The sequence below is a fragment of the Aquirufa salirivi genome (genome assembly GCF_045310485.1).
GTDB lineage: Bacteria > Bacteroidota > Bacteroidia > Cytophagales > Spirosomataceae > Aquirufa > Aquirufa salirivi.
The window spans coordinates 27,663-44,507 of record NZ_JBEWZH010000010.1 but is presented as its reverse complement, the minus strand read 5'-3'; the positions used below and the strand labels follow the sequence as shown (position 1 = coordinate 44,507).

General features: G+C 39.2%; 12 protein-coding genes. 1 reads left to right on the top strand and 11 read right to left on the bottom strand.

The features are described from left to right. Position 1 precedes the first annotated feature (1 nt). From nagA to rpsA, 9 genes are all read right to left on the bottom strand, one after another. On the bottom strand, positions 2-1,093 hold the full coding sequence (gene nagA, locus U0R11_RS12610; RefSeq protein WP_406752056.1) for an N-acetylglucosamine-6-phosphate deacetylase: 1,092 nt from the start codon (positions 1,091-1,093) through the stop codon (positions 2-4). Between the two features lie 9 nt (positions 1,094-1,102). Then, the gene (ggt, locus tag U0R11_RS12605; RefSeq protein ID WP_406752054.1) at positions 1,103-2,791 is read right to left on the bottom strand and encodes a gamma-glutamyltransferase; all 1,689 of its coding nucleotides are present in this window, start codon (positions 2,789-2,791) and stop codon (positions 1,103-1,105) included. Between the two features lie 288 nt (positions 2,792-3,079). Next, positions 3,080-6,448: an efflux RND transporter permease subunit gene (locus U0R11_RS12600; RefSeq protein WP_406752198.1), complete on the bottom strand. Its 3,369-nt coding sequence runs from the start codon at positions 6,446-6,448 to the stop codon at positions 3,080-3,082. A gap of 75 nt (positions 6,449-6,523) precedes the next feature. Beyond that, the gene (locus U0R11_RS12595; RefSeq protein ID WP_406752052.1) at positions 6,524-7,636 is read right to left on the bottom strand and encodes an efflux RND transporter periplasmic adaptor subunit; all 1,113 of its coding nucleotides are present in this window, start codon (positions 7,634-7,636) and stop codon (positions 6,524-6,526) included. 21 nt (positions 7,637-7,657) lie between these two features. Then, the gene (locus U0R11_RS12590) at positions 7,658-8,998 is read right to left on the bottom strand and encodes a TolC family protein (RefSeq protein ID WP_406752050.1); all 1,341 of its coding nucleotides are present in this window, start codon (positions 8,996-8,998) and stop codon (positions 7,658-7,660) included. Between the two features lies 1 nt (position 8,999). Continuing rightward, entirely contained in the window at positions 9,000-9,599 is a 600-nt protein-coding gene (locus tag U0R11_RS12585; RefSeq protein WP_275612634.1) for a TetR/AcrR family transcriptional regulator, read from the bottom strand. Between the two features lie 116 nt (positions 9,600-9,715). Then, positions 9,716-10,225: a cupin domain-containing protein gene (locus tag U0R11_RS12580; RefSeq protein WP_406752048.1), complete on the bottom strand. Its 510-nt coding sequence runs from the start codon at positions 10,223-10,225 to the stop codon at positions 9,716-9,718. A gap of 80 nt (positions 10,226-10,305) precedes the next feature. Beyond that, positions 10,306-11,739: a Gfo/Idh/MocA family protein gene (locus U0R11_RS12575; RefSeq protein WP_406752046.1), complete on the bottom strand. Its 1,434-nt coding sequence runs from the start codon at positions 11,737-11,739 to the stop codon at positions 10,306-10,308. 235 nt (positions 11,740-11,974) lie between these two features. After that, complete coding sequence (rpsA, locus tag U0R11_RS12570) at positions 11,975-13,807, bottom strand: 30S ribosomal protein S1 (protein ID WP_406752045.1); 1,833 nt, start codon at positions 13,805-13,807, stop codon at positions 11,975-11,977. A 237-nt stretch (positions 13,808-14,044) separates the two neighbouring features. Here rpsA and U0R11_RS12565 point away from each other — a divergent pair, with 237 nt between their 5' ends. Beyond that, positions 14,045-15,106, top strand: a complete 1,062-nt coding sequence (locus U0R11_RS12565) for an aldose epimerase family protein (RefSeq protein ID WP_406752043.1) — start codon at positions 14,045-14,047, stop codon at positions 15,104-15,106. Between the two features lie 10 nt (positions 15,107-15,116). Here U0R11_RS12565 and mazG read toward each other — a convergent pair whose 3' ends face one another. Both mazG and U0R11_RS12555 read right to left on the bottom strand, forming a co-directional pair. Next, positions 15,117-15,956, bottom strand: a complete 840-nt coding sequence (gene mazG / locus U0R11_RS12560; RefSeq protein WP_406752041.1) for a nucleoside triphosphate pyrophosphohydrolase — start codon at positions 15,954-15,956, stop codon at positions 15,117-15,119. A gap of 1 nt (position 15,957) precedes the next feature. Continuing rightward, entirely contained in the window at positions 15,958-16,704 is a 747-nt protein-coding gene (locus U0R11_RS12555) for a glycoside hydrolase family 16 protein (RefSeq protein ID WP_205753126.1), read from the bottom strand. Positions 16,705-16,845 lie beyond the last annotated feature (141 nt).

The following is a 16,845-nucleotide window of genomic DNA, read 5'->3' as shown; positions in this document are numbered from 1 at the left end:
ATTAATCCATCAAAGGTTCACCATCCAACCACACTTGTTGGACTTTTAAATCATCACTCATATGAATCAGGCAGGCCTTTTTTCCCACTTCAACGGTTCCTAAATCTTGTTCTAAATTAACTACTTGAGCTGGATAAAGTGTGGCCATACGAATCGCTTCTTCCACATCCATTCCTACCTGATGAACACAATTTTGAATAGCCTGTTCCATGGTCAAGGCAGAGCCTGAAAGGGTCCCCGACTCATTCGTAAATTTGCCGTCTTTTTTCTCAAATAAATACGGTCCAGAAACATCGTGGGTTACAGCATCCGTAATCAGAAATAAGTGTTGTTTCTTCAATTCTTTGGCCAATTTCACGGATCGAAAATCACAATGAAGTCCATCCACAATGATACTAGTCCAGGCTTCACTCGAAAAGCTTGCTCCCACTAAACCAAGTGCCCTACTTTGCCATTGAGACATGGCATTAAATAGATGCGTAATCCGATTTGCGCCTTTGGCTAAAGCCTGATTAGCTTGGTCAATAGTCGCATCAGAATGCCCTAAAGACACCATAATGGGGCTTTTGATAATACAATCTAATTCCTCCTCAGAGAACATTTCAGGAGCTATGGTCATATAAATGGGCAAATCACCTGCCCGTTGTACAATTTCTTGAATGTACTCCACACTAGGCTTTTGGACATACTCCTCTTTATGAGCACCCTTACGAATAGGATTAAAAAATGGCCCTTCCAAATGCAAGCCAATCAATCCATTCCCTCCATGTGCTAAATACGATTGACACGAGGAAATAGCCTTCCACATGGTTTCCTTAGGAGAACAGTTTAAGGTAATCTGAAAATGAGTTGTCCCCGTTTTATGATGTTCTTCAAAGGTCTTGGCTATGGATGCTTCCGTTGGATGGTTAGAAAACAAAAGTTCTCCACCCCCATACACCTGTAAATCAATAAATCCAGCACAAATAAAACCGCTTCCTTGAAGGTCTCCTTCTACTGATTTTATTTCCTGAATCCGGCCTTGTTGAATATGGATTTGTTGATCTACCAACCACTCATAGCCTGTAAAAACTCGTTTTGCTAAAATAACCATTGATTTAATTTAATAACCTGCAGCTTGTCCATCTTTTCTAGATTCTGACGCGCCAAAATACACTTTTCTTATCGGATCCCAACGAATGGCTTGGTAACCCCCATAGATTCCATTCATAAAACCAACTTGATGTCCTTTTTGTAACAATTCCCGAATAACCTCATAAGGATATCCGCTTTCCAAAGTAATGGTTCCTCCTGTCAATTCCATCGCTTCTCCAGTAGGTTCAGAAGAACCTTCGTGGTTTAATCTGGGAGCATCTCCTGCTTCTTGGATATTCATACCAAAGTCGACCACATTCATCACAATTTGTACGTGACCCATAGGCTGAAAAGCTCCACCCATGACACCAAAGCTTAAGAAAGGCTGTCCATCTTTAGTGACAAAGGCAGGAATGATGGTATGAAAAGGACGTTTCCCTGGGGCAAAAGTATTGTTTTCTCCCTCATTTAAGCTGTACATTTCCCCACGGTCTTGAAACATAAAACCTAAACCATCGGGCATCATGCCTGAACCAAATCCTCGGTAATTACTTTGAATCAGAGAAACCATATTTCCATCCTTGTCGGCGATGGTCAAATAAATCGTGTCCCCATCTTTCAAGGCTGGATTTCCTGCATCATAATGCTTAGCGGCACGGTTTGCTTGAATCAATTTTCTACGCTCTGCCGCATAAGATTTTGAGATTAAATTAGCCACGGGTATTTTGGCAAATTCAGGGTCTGCATAATATTTCGCCCGATCTTCAAAAACCAATTTCTTGGCTTCGGTAAACAAGTGAATATGTTCTGCGCTACCATGCTTGATTTTTGAGAAATCATAGCCTTCCAAAATATTCAACATTTGTAAAGCAGCTATACCTTGTCCGTTAGGAGGTAATTCCCAAACATCATATCCTCGATAATTGATCGACACAGGGTCAATCCAAGTAGAAGTATGGGTAGCTAAATCTTCATAGCTAAGAAATCCTCCATTTTTCTTCATGAAAGCATCCATGGTTCTTGCCATATCACCTTTGTAAAAGGCATCTCGACCTTCCTTTCCAATTCGCTCTAAGGTATTGGCTAAGTTAGGGTTTTTGAATACATCACCTAGGACAGGCGCTTTGCCATTGGGATAGTAATGCTGTGCGACATTAGGAAAGCGTCCATAGTTTGCATCTACGCGCTGCAAGGCTGAAGCCAACTCCCCATGAACGGGGAAGCCATTTCTAGCGTATGATACTGCTTTTTCCAATACCTTGGACATGGGCATTGAGCCAAATTTTTTATGAAGTTCAAACCAGGCATCCACGCAGCCCGGTACACTCACTGGAAGAGGACCCACACTTGGAATATGTTTCAAGCCACGCTTTTTCAATTCGGCTAAGGTCAAGGATTTTGGCGATCTGCCAGAACCATTCAATCCATATAGTTTTTTTGTTTTGGCATCCCAAACAATGGCAAATAAGTCACCTCCAATTCCGTTAACGTGAGGTTCTACGACACCTTCCATGGCATTGGCTGCAATGGCGGCATCAATGGCGTTTCCTCCGGCTTTTAATACATCTAAAGCCGCTTGTGTGGATAAGGGATGTGAAGTAGCTGCCATACCGTTTTGAGCGATTACTTCAGAACGAGTCGCCCATAATTTACCATATGGCCGATCTTGGGCCAGCATACTTAAGGGAAATAAAAGGAATAATAGTAGTTTTTTCATGATGAAAGCGTTTTTAAGTCTTTCAATTTAATGAGATTAATTTGATTATTTATGTGGGTGTATCTAGCCTTAACGCTGTCAAGGTTCAAAACCTTGACAGCGTTGCGTTTTAACGATTGAAAATTCAAATATATTGTCCAAGAAATTGATAATAAAATAGGTATCATTGGCCCATTTACACGAGGAGGAATGCGTCTAAAATTCACCTATAAAAGAAACAAAAAGACCTCGAACAATGTCCGAGGTCTTTCTATTAATCCCCAAAATAGTTGTTTACAATAAATAGTTTTACGCTGTTTTACGGAATTTTTGTTTGATACGTTCCGACAAGAAATACATACATGGTACGATAATCAATGTTAATGCCGTGGAGAAAGTCAAACCGAAAATAATAGTCCAAGCTAAAATTCCCCAGAATACAGCTGAATCCGATCCAAAGAATATATGAGGATTCAATTCCGTAAACATCGCAGCAAAGTCGATACTTAAACCTAAGGCCAAAGGTATCAAACCTAAAACCGCAGCTGATGCTGTCAATAATACCGGAGTTAAACGAATTCCTCCTCCTTCAATGATGGCTTCTTTCAAATCATATCCTCGTTTAAATCGTAATTCCTCGATAAACTCAATCAAAAGAATACCGTTTTTCACAACGATACCTGCTAAGGCTATCACACCAACTCCCGACATCAATACAGAGAAAGTCATACCAAAAGCTAAGAACCCTAAAATAACCCCTACTAAGGAAAGTAAAATAGTAGCGAAAATAATAAGTGGTTTCACTGCTGAGTTAAATTGAGTCACCAAGATTAAGTAAATCAAAATCAAGGCAGAGATAAAGGCAATTCCTAAGAATGCACCTGTTTCTTGCTGTTGCTCTTGCTCCCCTCCCATTGTAATCTTATAGCCTTGAGGTAATTCCATGGTTTCAAATAAACCGTTTAATTCAGCCACAATCTCATTGGCATTGTAACCTTCAATCACATCTGAACCCAAGGTTACTACTCGCTCTTGGTTTTTACGATTGATCTGACTAAACGAAGAAGCATAACGAATATCCGCTACCGAGCTCAAAGGTACTTGGCGCAACAATCCTCCAGAATTCATATCACGGTAAGTGATGTTCATGGAAAGTAATTTTTCAATTTGATTTCTCGAGTTCCCTTTCAATCGCAATTGAATAGGGTACTCATCTTTCACATCACGGTATTTAGAAATTTCAACACCGAACAAAGCTCCACGGATAGCCAAAGCCACTTGAGCAGATGAAATCCCCTCCCTACTAGCTTTCTCGCGGTTCACATCCACAATAATTTCAGGCTTATTGGTTACCAAATCCGACTTCAATTCCTGGATACCTTGGATACCTGCTTTTTGAATCGTATTCAGCACTTTTTTCTCTAAATCCAACAATACCCCAAAGTCATCACCGGAAATCTCAATGGAAATAGGCTTACCAGTAGGAGGACCATTTCTTTCACGCTCAATCGCCATTTCCACTCCAGGAATTGGATTTGTCTTGAACGAGTTTTGAAGTTTGGTCAATAAATCTTGTGTCGACAAGCCCCCGCGCATTTGAACTTTCTCAAACGCGATCGTCACTTTACTTTTATGAGGAGTAGCACTACGATCTGGATTCATTGGGTCTCCCGCATTTTTACCCACATTGGAAATCACGGAATTGACGATTTTCATCGCTTGCTCTTTCTTCAAAAAAGTAAATACACGTCCTTCGATGACTTTGGTCATGGAATCTGTCACTACAGCATCCGTCCCAATCGGCATTTTTGCATAGATATAGACATAATCTGGGTCACCAGAAGGGAAGAAAATCACCTTTGGTTTCACGATACTAAATAACATGAAGGAGAATACCAACAGACCGAAAGAGGCTAATACAGCATAAATTGGCCTAGACCCTTCCAAGACCCAAGAAATTATTCGACGGTACGCATTTTTGAAGGCAGGAAGTGTTTTTTCCTGAAATGGCACAATCCATTTCGGTGTTACTACAAAGTGATTGAATACATAAATAATTACTGCAAATAAGAAGAAATTCCCAAATCCAAAATGGCCCAATTGGAAGCCTAAAACATAGCCCCCTAGTGTAAGACTCAGTAGGATAAATACTGTCTTGCGGATGTCCGAAAATTTAGGATTCTTCACATCATTCATCTCTTCATCATGACGCTTCATGAATGACATGGCAAATACAGGATTCATCACATAGGCCACAAATAAGGAAGCAAACAAGGTAATGATCAACGTAATCGGCAAGAATTTCATGAATTCACCCACAATACCCGGCCAGAATAATAATGGCAAGAAAGGTGAAATCGTGGTTAATGTTCCCGATAATACTGGTACAAAAACTTCAGAAGCTGCCAATTTTACCGCCTCCACAATGCTCAATTTTTTGAAATTATTGAACAAACGGTGAGCATTCTCAATCACCACAATGGCATCATCCACTACAATACCTAAGCTCAATAAGAAAGCAAAAAGCACAATGGTATTCAGGGTGAAATCAAAGCCCGGCATGAACAAGAATGTCAATAAGGCAGATAATGGTACTGATAATCCCACAAAAGCAGCATCACGCACACCCATAAAGAACATCAATACGATTACGACGAAAACGAAACCCAAGATTACCGTATTGATCAAATCCGCAATATCTCCACGAGTTCTTTCAGACTGATCTGCCGTAATAGAGACGGTTAAACCACTAGGAAAACGTGTTTCTTTATACTCTTCAATGGTTGTTTCAATACGATCAGCAGCATCAATTAAGTTAGCTCCAGCCCGTTTGATCACGTTTAAGGTAATTACTGACTTATTATTTAAACGTGCAAAATCTTGCTTCTCTTCAAAACTATCTTGTACATCAGCTACATCTTTTAAACGAACGACAGCACCAGTACTTGAACGAATGATGATGTTGGACAACTGCTCCATGCTTTTGAACTCTCCAGTTACTCGCAAAGAACGTCTTACTCCATTGACAGGAAGCTCTCCTCCCGAAATATTCACATTTTCTCCTTGTACAACGGATTGTATATCGTAGAAAGTCAAACCGTAGCTCTGCATTTTGGCCAAATCCAAATTGATTTGAATCTCACGCTTTAAGGCACCAATGATATCCACACGATTAATTTCAGGCATTCCTTCAATTTCATCTTGCAAATCTTCGGCATATTTTTTCAGTTTATCCAAAGGATAATCTCCCGCAATGTTGATGTTCATGATAGGAAATTCCGAAAAATTCACCTCAGCCACAGAGGGTTGTCTAGTCAAATCTTTAGGCAAATCTGCTATGGACTTATCCACAGCATCTTGCACACGTTGTTTAGCCACAGGTACAGATACATCGGTATTGAACTCAATGATGATTACAGATACATCCTGCAAAGCATTTGATTTAACACTTTTAACCCCAGTGACTGCTTTTAATTGCTTTTCAATGGGCTTATTGATCACGTTTTCAATGTCTGTAGGAGTGGTCCCTGCATATACCGTTTGTACCACCATTTGCGGAACTACAATATCTGGGAATTGCTCTTTAGGCAATTGTTTGTAGATACCTATACCTGCCACAAAAATGATGAAGGTAAAGATGTAAATGGTCGTACGATTATGCCCTAACCATTCTATCATATTATAGATTAGTCCTTTTCCTTCGGGCAGTTGCTCGTTTTTTATATTTTTTTCCATGATGTGGATTCTTTCAGATTAGAATGAAATGGCTTGACCGTCAACTAAATCTTGGTACCCTTGGGTGATGATTTGATCACCTGCCTTGATACCAGAAGTGATTTCAGCTTGACCATTATAAGATAAGCCAATCGACACTTGACGAGCACGGGCTACTTTCTTACCAGCTTCATCAACAGCCACGTAAATCAAGTTTCCTTTTTCTGTTTTTTGGATTAAATTTTCATCCAATACAATGGCGTTCGCTTTAGAAACATCATTAATGTTGATCACGGCTAATTGATTTGGCTTCAACTCATTTCCTACATTGGGAATACGAGCTTCGATATCAAAAGTACGAGACAAGGGATTTACCAATTGTGAAACCAAGGTTATACGAGCTTTAACTTCTTTATTAATATCCGGAAATTTAATCACGATAGGGTCACCCACTTTTACCGATCCCACATAGGTATCAGAAATTTTAGCTGCTACTTTCAAGTTGCCTAAATTTACAATCTGAACGATGGGTAAACCTGGAGATGCCATTTCACCTGCCTTTTGACGCACGATTTCAATGGTTCCAGAAATAGGTGCAATTACTTTCGACATGGCCAATTGAGCCTGTAAAGTAACTAAGCGTTTTTCCAAAGATTCCTTATTCGACTTAGCACTCAAATACTGTACTTCTGTTCCAATTTGTTGATCCCACAGTGACTTTTGTTTGTCAAAAAGAATTTTGGCTAAAGTCAATTGATGTCTTACTTCTTCCATCGATTCTTTCAAAATATTGTTGTCCAATGTGGCAATCAATTGTCCTTTTTTGATGGTTTGACCAGCCACTACAGGCAAAGTAAGGATAGCTCCAGCTGTTTGAGGGCTTACTAAAACGGTATTTTCTGCCAATACAGAGCCCTGTGCTTCTACAAAGTGATTGAAGGTTTGAGCTTGAATGGGGCTTACTCCTACGGCCACTACTTTTTCTGCGGTTTTTGGATTCTCCTTGCCAATCTCCTTTTCTATGGCAACGATTTGAGCATTAATTTCTTGAGCTTGCTTTTTCAAATCAGCTAACTCTTGTTTTTTATCTACTGACTTGGAGCAAGATGCTACAAGTAATACGGCGGCTACTAAAATGCTTAGATTTTTCATATGATATTTGTTAAAATCGTGTTATTCTGAATATAATGTACCGTTGGCCTTTTCTAATTCTACCTTAGCAATCAAGGCATTGTAAAGGGAGGTAAAGTAGTTGGCTTGAGATTCTTTGATTGAAGTTTCAGCATTCAATACTTCGAGATTGGAACCCACTCCTTGTTGGTATTTCACGCGAGTCACGCGAGAAATTTCATTTGCCAAATCCAAATTTGCTTTTTGTTCCTTCAGAGATTCCAAAGAATTTTTCAAGGTAATCAAGGACTGGCTCCGCTGTAAATCAATGGAAGACTTCACTAAATCATAGCTTTGGCGAACCTTTTGAAGATTATTTTGCGATTGAATGGTTTTGTATTTCTTGGAGAAACCATCAAAAATGGGGATCTGAAGCGTAAAACCTAAGGTAGAATTATCAAACCAAGATTGGCTAATTAAATCACCAAATGTTTTGCGACCGTTTGTAAAGCCATAGTTCAAATTGAACAACAATCTTGGTAAATAACCAGCTTTTTGACTACGCACATCTAATTCAGCTAATCCTTCTTGTGTTTTTAAAATGGAATATTCAATGCGGTTACCATAATTAAATGGCAAGTTTTCATCGATTGAGTTAAACTTCAAATCTACTTGTTCTAAGGTTAGCGACAAACGAATCGGCTCTTCCATGGGATAGCCCATTTGGAATTTCAACAGAGAATATCCCAAATCTTGAATACGGATTACATTGTCCAATTCCGTTTTTAAGTTATTGGATTGTACTTCCAAACGTTGAACATCAATTCTCTCAACAAAGCCTTGTTTATTTAGCGCTCTGGTCTCTTTTAATAAAGAATCCAAACGGCCCACATTGGCTTGTAAAATCTGCAAACGCTTTTGATTTACCAAAATACCGTAATAGGCTTTCATCACACCTTCCGCTACTTGTTGTTTGGATTGTACTAGGCTCTTGGTCGACAATTCTTTATATACTTCCGATGCTTTTAAGCCTAGAAGATAGGTCCCATCAAAAACCAATTGGCTTAATCCGATATTCGCCATACCTGAATTCTTCACTCCAAATTCTGCTGCAATGATTTCACCTTCAGCAGCGTTTGGATTAAAGGTTTTGGCAGGAATGAACATCCTTTGAATGATTAAGTTATTGGTATATGTAACCCCTGCATTCACTTGAGGCAAACCGATAGCTTTAATTTCATTAATTTTTGCACTCGCATTTTGCAAATCCAATTGGCTATTTTTCACTTGTACATGGTGGATGATAGCATAGTCAACAGCCTCTTTAAGACTGAAATTTTGAGCCATCCCCGTCAATGACAAGAAACAAAATAGCCCGATAAAATAGAGTTTTTGGCGAATCATGTTAGTTGTTATTTTGGTAAGATAAATAGAGAGAGAGACCCTTTTCTGTGAGAATACCTCGCATAAAATGATCCAATAAAATTTGTTGTGTATCAAAAAAAGAAAGTTTACTATGCGTGTAAAAGTTTGGGTCAAAAGACAAATCCACTTCTCCCATACGAAGACGAGCAATTAAATCCACTTCAATTTCAGGACGAAAATAGCCTTGTTCGATCCCCGTTTTCAAATCAACCTTGAGGCTATTCATGATGCAATCTTCCTTGTACTTCGTAAACAATTCATAAGCTTTGGGAAAATACTTCTTCACTTCAAACAATAAGCGAGGGTTCATTTCAGATAAAGTGGTCTTCATGATTTCCAAGGATTGCAAGGTTTTATGAATGACATCCTTGGAGCTTTTATTCAACTCTTCCCATTTACAAAAGTCATTTTGAATGAATGACTCCAATACCTGGTACACCATGGCGTCTTTATCAGGAAAATGTTGATAAATCGTTTTTTTAGAAATGCCCAATTCTGAAGCAATCGTATCCATCGTTACGGATCTAACCCCGTATCTGAAGTATAATTCTGTCCCCTTTTCAAGTATTCTACATTTCATGCTCGTAATTTTAATTAAAATCGAGAGCACAAAACTAAGGAAACTTTTGAATGCTACAAAGTTTTTTGTACTATTTTTAGATTATCGGTTTGGATAAATGATGAACGGCATACTGTTTACCGACCAAAATCATCTTGCAAACGAACGATATCGGATTCATCGGATGGATTCGCCAAGTCGGTATGTTGCCAAATTTCTGCCACTAATCCCCATTGATCCAAACCAATCAGTCGGTGTCTTTGACCAGTGGGTAATACAATAACATCTGATTCTTCATACACCCCATAATCCCCTTGCTCATCCGTATTTGATATGGCTACGCCTATGGGTCCATGAACTACTGTCCAAATTTCTGCCCGGCGAAAGTGGTATTGCCAAGAGAGGCGTTGATGTGGGGCAACTACTAGAAATTTAGGGCTTAGTTTCTGGGTAATTTGAATGTCATCAAGACTCAATTGAGGAAAATATTGAGATACGAATTTTGCCACTTGGCTTTCATCCAGTACGAAGAACCCTCCCCAGGGTCTGGTAAAATCTTGATCTACGATTCGATATCCCGCCTCCTCTACGTAAGCTTGAACTTCTTGTAAAATAGCTAATTTGGGTAAATTGGAATCGAATTTCATAGAGTGGAATTTTGCTAGGCAAAAATAAAAAAAGGACGGGGATTTACCCGTCCTTTCATCATTATCCTATTAAAAACTTATTATAACGTCCAACCAGCGCGATACTCTCTTCTTACGAATTGATTGGCTGGGTCAAAATTGGTAATGCGCATGTTGGTTGCATCCCAATTTAATTTTTGACGACCAATGTATTTGGCTGTACGGCCTTCGCCTTCGCGTAACATATAAGAGCGAATAGCTAAGTTACCCATCAAAACAGATTCAGTAAATGGGCCAGCATAGTCGAATGGAGAGCTAACTTCCATTTTACCAAAACCTGCTTTACAAGCTTCTACCCACTGGGTATTATGTCCACCATCGCCACCTACTACGCGAGGTAATTTGGCTTTTGGAAGTTCTTCCGCTGGCACTTGCTTGCCGTTTTTGTAAACTTTGGGATACATACCATAGGTTCCACAAGTCATGATACCTTTAGATCCAATTAAGATGACACCATTACTTCCATCTGGATCACCGATGGTTTCTGTTGATGGAATACCGTCTGGATGAGGAGCACGTAAACCACCATCATACCAAGTTAAGGTTACAGGAGAAGGATTACGTTTGGTAGCACCATAATGTAAAGTCACCATAGACGAAGGTGGACATCCTTCTGGAATCCACTCAGGAACCCAATCATTCAAGAATACTGATCCTACGGAACATTCCACATCAATGGCATCACGGATACCTAATACTTTAAAAGGAGGATCTAATAAGTGGCAGCCCATATCTCCCAAAGCACCAGTACCATAATCCCACCAACCTCTCCATTTAAATGGCAATAAAGCTGGATTATATTCACGGTATTTAGCTGGCCCTAACCATAGGTCCCAATCTAATTCTTTAGGCACTTCAAAACCAGCAGATGGGTATTTAATTCCTTGTGGCCAAACGGGACGGTTAGTCCAAACTTGTACGGAGTGAACTTTACCGATAACACCTCCGTCGAACCATTCAATCATGGTTCTAACTCCATCACCTGAGGAACCTTGATTTCCCATTTGGGTAACCACTTGCATTTCACGAGCTTTTTCAGCGATAATACGTGCCTCATAAATATCATGTGCCAAAGGCTTCTGAACATATACGTGCTTCTTACGGCGCATGGCTTCCATGGCTATCGTTGCGTGCGTATGGTCAGGAGTAGATACGATGACTGCATCTATATTATTACCTTCTTTATCTAAGGCCGTACGGAAGTCTTTATAAAAATTCGCTTTAGGTAAGTCCTTCTTAATTCTAGCCACCTGACGATCATCTACGTCCACGACTGCAACGATGTTTTCAGCACCTTTGTTGTAGGAGTTCATGATATCACTATATCCTTTTCCTCCTCCACCAATACCCATGATGTTCAATTTGTCGGATGGTGCTTGATATCCTTTTCCAAGTACATGGCGTGGGACAATGTAAAACGAGGTAGCTGCGACAGACGCATTTTTTATAAAATCTCGCCTAGAATGATTACTCATAGTATTTGCTAGTTTTAAAGGTTATTAATTATCAAAGATTTGTCAACGTTTGAAACGTTGACAAATCTGCATTTAGCCCAGCAAAATTGTCAAAAAAACTTCAAATGACAAATCTATTTCTTGATATTTTACTAATTCCATGCATTTATCAATCAACTGATTTAGACTATCAAATTCTTCGGCATAAAAAAAGGGGCTTGCTTTCGCAAACCCCTTCAAGCAAACCTTAATTTACTTATTCAGCTTTCTTGGATTTTTTCTCCAATTTTTTGATCGCTTGAGCACGCTCAGCACCTTCCATCTGCTCTTTCAAGGCAGATAAAGCTCCGATATCACCCATCGTAGATTTTTCAGCCGTCACTGTTGTCTTTTCTGAAGACTTAGCGGCTGCCTTTTTCTTTTCAGGCTTAGCAGCTGCAGCTGTTTCCTCTGCAGTTGGCGCAGTGAAAGTACGCGTGTGAGAAAGAATGATCTTACGATCATCTTTTTGGAATTCTGTAACGATGAAATCCAAAGCCTCACCAACTTCCGCTACTGACTCATCTGCTTTAGTCAATTGCTTCAAAGGAGATAAACCTTCGATACCGTATGGCAATTCTAACACAGCCATTTTATCATTTTTAGAGATGATAGTAGCTTTGTGAGAAGAACCTACTGTGAATACACTTTCAAATGTATCCCAAGGGTTTTCTTCTAATTGTTTGTGACCAAGAGCCAAACGACGGTTATCAGCATCTAATTCGATTACGATAACATCCAATGAATCTCCCACTTTCACAAACTCAGAAGGGTGTTTGATTTTCTTAGTCCAAGATAAGTCAGACACGTGAACAAGACCATCGATACCTTCTTCTAACTCAAGGAATAAACCAAAGTTAGTCAAGTTACGAACAGTTCCTTTGTGCTTAGTCCCTACTGCATATTTAGACAATAAATCAGTTTTAGTCCAAGGATCTTCCGTTAATTGTTTGATACCTAATGACATCTTGCGTTCAGAACGATCTAATGTCAACACAACTGCTTCCATTTCATCGCCTACTTTCAAGAAATCTTGTGGATTACGTAAGTGCTGAGACCATGACATTTCTGACACGTGGATTAAACCTTCAACACCTGGTAACACTTCTAAGAATGCACCGTAATCTGCTACGTTTACAATTTTACCTTTTACTTTAGAACCAACTTCAACATCAGTAGCTAATGCTTCCCAAGGATGAGCTTGTAACTGCTTCATACCTAATGAAATACGCTTCTTGTTTTCGTCGAAATCTAATACAACAACTTGGATCTTCTGATCTAATTTCAACACCTCTTGTGGGTGGTTGATACGACCCCATGAGATATCTGTAATGTGCAATAAACCATCTACACCACCTAAGTCGATGAACACACCGAAATTAGTCATGTTTTTGATCACACCTTCTAATACTTGACCCTTATCTAAGTTGTTCAAGATTAATTGACGCTGCTCCTCAAGATCTTTTTCGATCAATACTTTATGAGAAACAACTACGTTGTCATTTGTATGGTTAATCTTAACCACTTTAACCTCCATGTTCTTTCCAACAAAAATGTCGAAATCACGGATAGGCTTAACATCAATTTGAGAACCTGGCAAGAAAGCCTCGATTCCAAAAATATCTACGATCAAACCACCTTTGGTACGACGCTTTACAAAACCATTGATAATGGTATCTTCTTCTAAAGCACGCTCAATGTTGATCCAAGCTCCCATCACTTTCGCAAGCTTACGAGAAAGAATCAATTGGCCATTTGAATCTTCTTGGTTTTCAATATATACTTCTACTTCGTCACCAGCCTTCAAATCAGGCATATCACGAAACTCAGATGCAGATACCAAACCGTCCGATTTGAATCCAATGTTTACAATAACTTCACGGTCTGTTTTGCTCACGACAATACCTTTCACCACTTCCTTTTCAGTCACCGAATTCAAAGTAGCCTCAATGGCTGCTTCCATTTGTTTCTTTTGCTCAGCAGTGTAATTACCACCGAAACCTTTACCATCGACCTGATCCCAGTCGAAATCTTTTTGTTTATTAGACATAATTTTTGCCCTAGGTACATCAACATGCTGGGCTAACACGTTGAAATTTAGATTAATAATTAATTTTTTAACGGGGTGCAAAGATAAATAAAATAATTTCAAATTCAACTGAATTCCTTAAATTAGAAGCCTCAAGACCATGATAACATGAAAAAAAACACTATTAGGCTATCAATTGCCTTCCTTTGTATTCAAATTTTATCCATTTCATTAATCGCAAAACCTATTAAAGGCCCTATGTCCCTTACATCCAAACCATTCGGTAAAACACAAGCCGGAGAACCTGTTACCCTTTATACCTTGAAAAACACATCCGGCATGGAAGTTCAAATCATGAATTACGGTGGAATCATAACCAAAATTTTATGCCCTGATAAAAACAATCAAATTGAAGATGTTGTCCTAGGCTACGAAACTCTTCAAGAATATGAAAAAGGTTCACCCTATTTTGGAGCCATCATTGGAAGATATGGAAATCGAATTGCCAAAGGAAAATTCAGCTTAGATGGTAAAAACTATGAACTCTACACCCAAAACATGGGAAATCACCTACATGGCGGTAAAGTAGGCTTTGATAAAGTAGTCTGGAAAGTCCTAGCAGCCGAAGGCGATGACAAAGGTTCCAAATTGGTTTTGTCATACCTTTCAAAAGACGGAGAGGAAGGTTATCCTGGTAATTTACAAGTTCAAGTTACTTATACCTTAAGCCCTGCCAATGAATTGGGGATTGAATACAAAGCCACCACCGACAAAGCCACGGTACTTAATTTAAGTAATCATACCTATTTTAACTTATCAGGTAATGCCAAAAGAGATATTACTGGCCATCAAGTTCAATTAAATGCCAACAAATTGGTAGCTGTGGATGAAACCCTAATCCCAACGGGCGAACTATTGGACGTAAAAGGTGGAGCATTTGATTTTTTACAGCCACACCTTATTTCGGAACGTGTAGATGCCGATGATATTCAAATTAAACGCGGAGGAGGTTATGACCACTGCGTGGTATTTGATAAAGCTCCAGGTGTTTTTGCCAAAGTAGGTAAAGTCTCCGACCCTGTTTCAGGCAGAAGTGTAGAATTATCCACTTCAGAACCAGCCACGCAATTTTATACAGGTAACTTTTTAAATGGTACTTACAGTGGTAAATATGGTGTCAGTTATACCAAAAGAATGGGCTTTTGTTTAGAAACTGAGCATTTCCCAGATTCTCCTAATCACCCAAGTTTCCCTAGCACTGTTTTACATCCAGGGCAAACTTATGCGAGTAAAACAGTTTATCTGTTTACTCATAAATAAGATATACTATTTAACGAATCTCATTCGTTAGCTTAACGCTGTCAAGGTTTAGAACCTTGACAGCGTTGCTTTTTTTTGCCTCTTCCCAATACACATCCATCTCGGCCAGTGTCATTTCAGATAGGCTTTTCCCCGCTTCTTTTGCTTTCCTTTCCAAATATTGAAACCGATAAATAAACTTGCGATTGGTTCGCTCAACGGCTGTTTCTGGATTGATGTCAATAAACCTAGCAAAATTGACCAAACTAAATATCAAATCACCCAGCTCACCTTCTGCCTCCTCTTTTTGTCCCAAAGACAATTCTTTCCCGACAAATACTTCTTTAAACTCCCCTAATTCTTCTTCCACTTTGGCCCAAACTTGTTCCTTTTCCTCCCAATCAAAACCAGCTCCTCTTGCTTTTTCCTGAATTCTCATCGCTTTAACTAAAGCGGGCAATGAACTTGGCACACCCGACAAAACAGACTCATTTCCTTCTTTTAACTTTAAAGTCTCCCAATTAGCTTTCACTTCCTCCTCGGTATCAGCTTTGGCATCTCCATAAATATGCGGATGCCTGGAAATTAACTTTTCAGCAATGCTGTCTAACACATCTTTGACATCAAAAGCTTGGCTTTCAGATCCTATTTTACTGTAAAAAACCAAATGCAGAAATAGATCCCCAATCTCCTTCTTAACCTCCGTTTGATCTCCATCTAAAATCGCATCCGACAATTCATAAGTTTCCTCAATGGTCAAATGACGTAAAGTGTCCATGGTCTGCTTCCGATCCCAAGGACATTTCTCCCTTAAATCATCCATGATGCATAATAATCTATCAAACGCCTCTGCAGCTTCTGGGTATCTCATATTATCGTTGTTTGTATTCATATATTCGCACATAATCCACTTCCATTTTGGCAGGGAAAATCGTATCATCTACTCCCTTCAAACCTCCCCAACTCCCACCAACAGCAATATTCAGCAGTAAATACATCTTTTGGTCAAATGGCCAATCTTGCCAACCTTTTCCCGAATTTTCAAAACTCAAAGTCTCCTTTCCATCCAAAAATGTTTTAATGTATTCGGGCGTCCAATCCATGCGGTATTCATGAAATGCGGTATTAAAATCAGGTACTTGAATAATGGATTCAGGATAAGGAACTAATCCTTTATTAGAATTATATCGATGAATCACCGAATGAACTTGACCAGGATCATACCCAACATGTTCCATAATATCAATTTCTCCATTATTGGGGATATTAGTGGGGTCATATTTGTTCTCTGATGATAGCATCCAGATGGCTGGCCATGTTCCTCTACCAGCAGGTAATTTGGCACGAACAACGACACGGCCATAAAGAAAATTTAACTTATCATGCGTCACAAGTCTTGTAGATGTATAATTTTTCCCAAAAAGCCGTTCCTTTCTGGCTTCGATAGTCAGCACGCCTCCATTGACACGTACATTATCTATATCTGCATTAGTATAATATTGTAATTCATTATTTCCCCAACCAGTTCCTCCCACTTGATAATCCCAACGACTTGCATCTGGCAAACCATCGATATCAAAATTATCCTCCCAGATAGGATTCTCTGTAAATTCATTCATGTTTTCAGGTTCTGTTTCGGTGATTTGACATGAAAAAATACTAAATAAGATACCCAATAGCCAGAATTTTACGCAAATTTTCATATCAAAACCCAAGGAGAAATTTATGATTTACCTTTCTCATATGTAATTAAATTGCTC

Bases quoted from the DNA above. Each gene is read 5' to 3' on its own strand.
- U0R11_RS12590 (WP_406752050.1), bottom strand. From the start codon at position 8,998: ATGATTCGCCAAAAACTCTATTTTATCGGGCTATTTTGTTTCTTGTCA.
- U0R11_RS12555 (WP_205753126.1), bottom strand. From the start codon at position 16,704: ATGAATGAATTTACAGAGAATCCTATCTGGGAGGATAATTTTGATATC.
- U0R11_RS12585 (WP_275612634.1), bottom strand. From the start codon at position 9,599: ATGAAATGTAGAATACTTGAAAAGGGGACAGAATTATACTTCAGATAC.
- U0R11_RS12595 (WP_406752052.1), bottom strand. From the start codon at position 7,636: ATGAAAAATCTAAGCATTTTAGTAGCCGCCGTATTACTTGTAGCATCT.
- U0R11_RS12580 (WP_406752048.1), bottom strand. From the start codon at position 10,225: ATGAAATTCGATTCCAATTTACCCAAATTAGCTATTTTACAAGAAGTT.
- rpsA (WP_406752045.1), bottom strand. From the start codon at position 13,807: ATGTCTAATAAACAAAAAGATTTCGACTGGGATCAGGTCGATGGTAAA.
- mazG (WP_406752041.1), bottom strand. From the start codon at position 15,956: ATGAGATACCCAGAAGCTGCAGAGGCGTTTGATAGATTATTATGCATC.
- nagA (WP_406752056.1), bottom strand. From the start codon at position 1,093: ATGGTTATTTTAGCAAAACGAGTTTTTACAGGCTATGAGTGGTTGGTA.
- U0R11_RS12600 (WP_406752198.1), bottom strand. From the start codon at position 6,448: ATGATAGAATGGTTAGGGCATAATCGTACGACCATTTACATCTTTACC.
- U0R11_RS12575 (WP_406752046.1), bottom strand. From the start codon at position 11,739: ATGAGTAATCATTCTAGGCGAGATTTTATAAAAAATGCGTCTGTCGCA.
- ggt (WP_406752054.1), bottom strand. From the start codon at position 2,791: ATGAAAAAACTACTATTATTCCTTTTATTTCCCTTAAGTATGCTGGCC.
- U0R11_RS12565 (WP_406752043.1), top strand. From the start codon at position 14,045: ATGTCCCTTACATCCAAACCATTCGGTAAAACACAAGCCGGAGAACCT.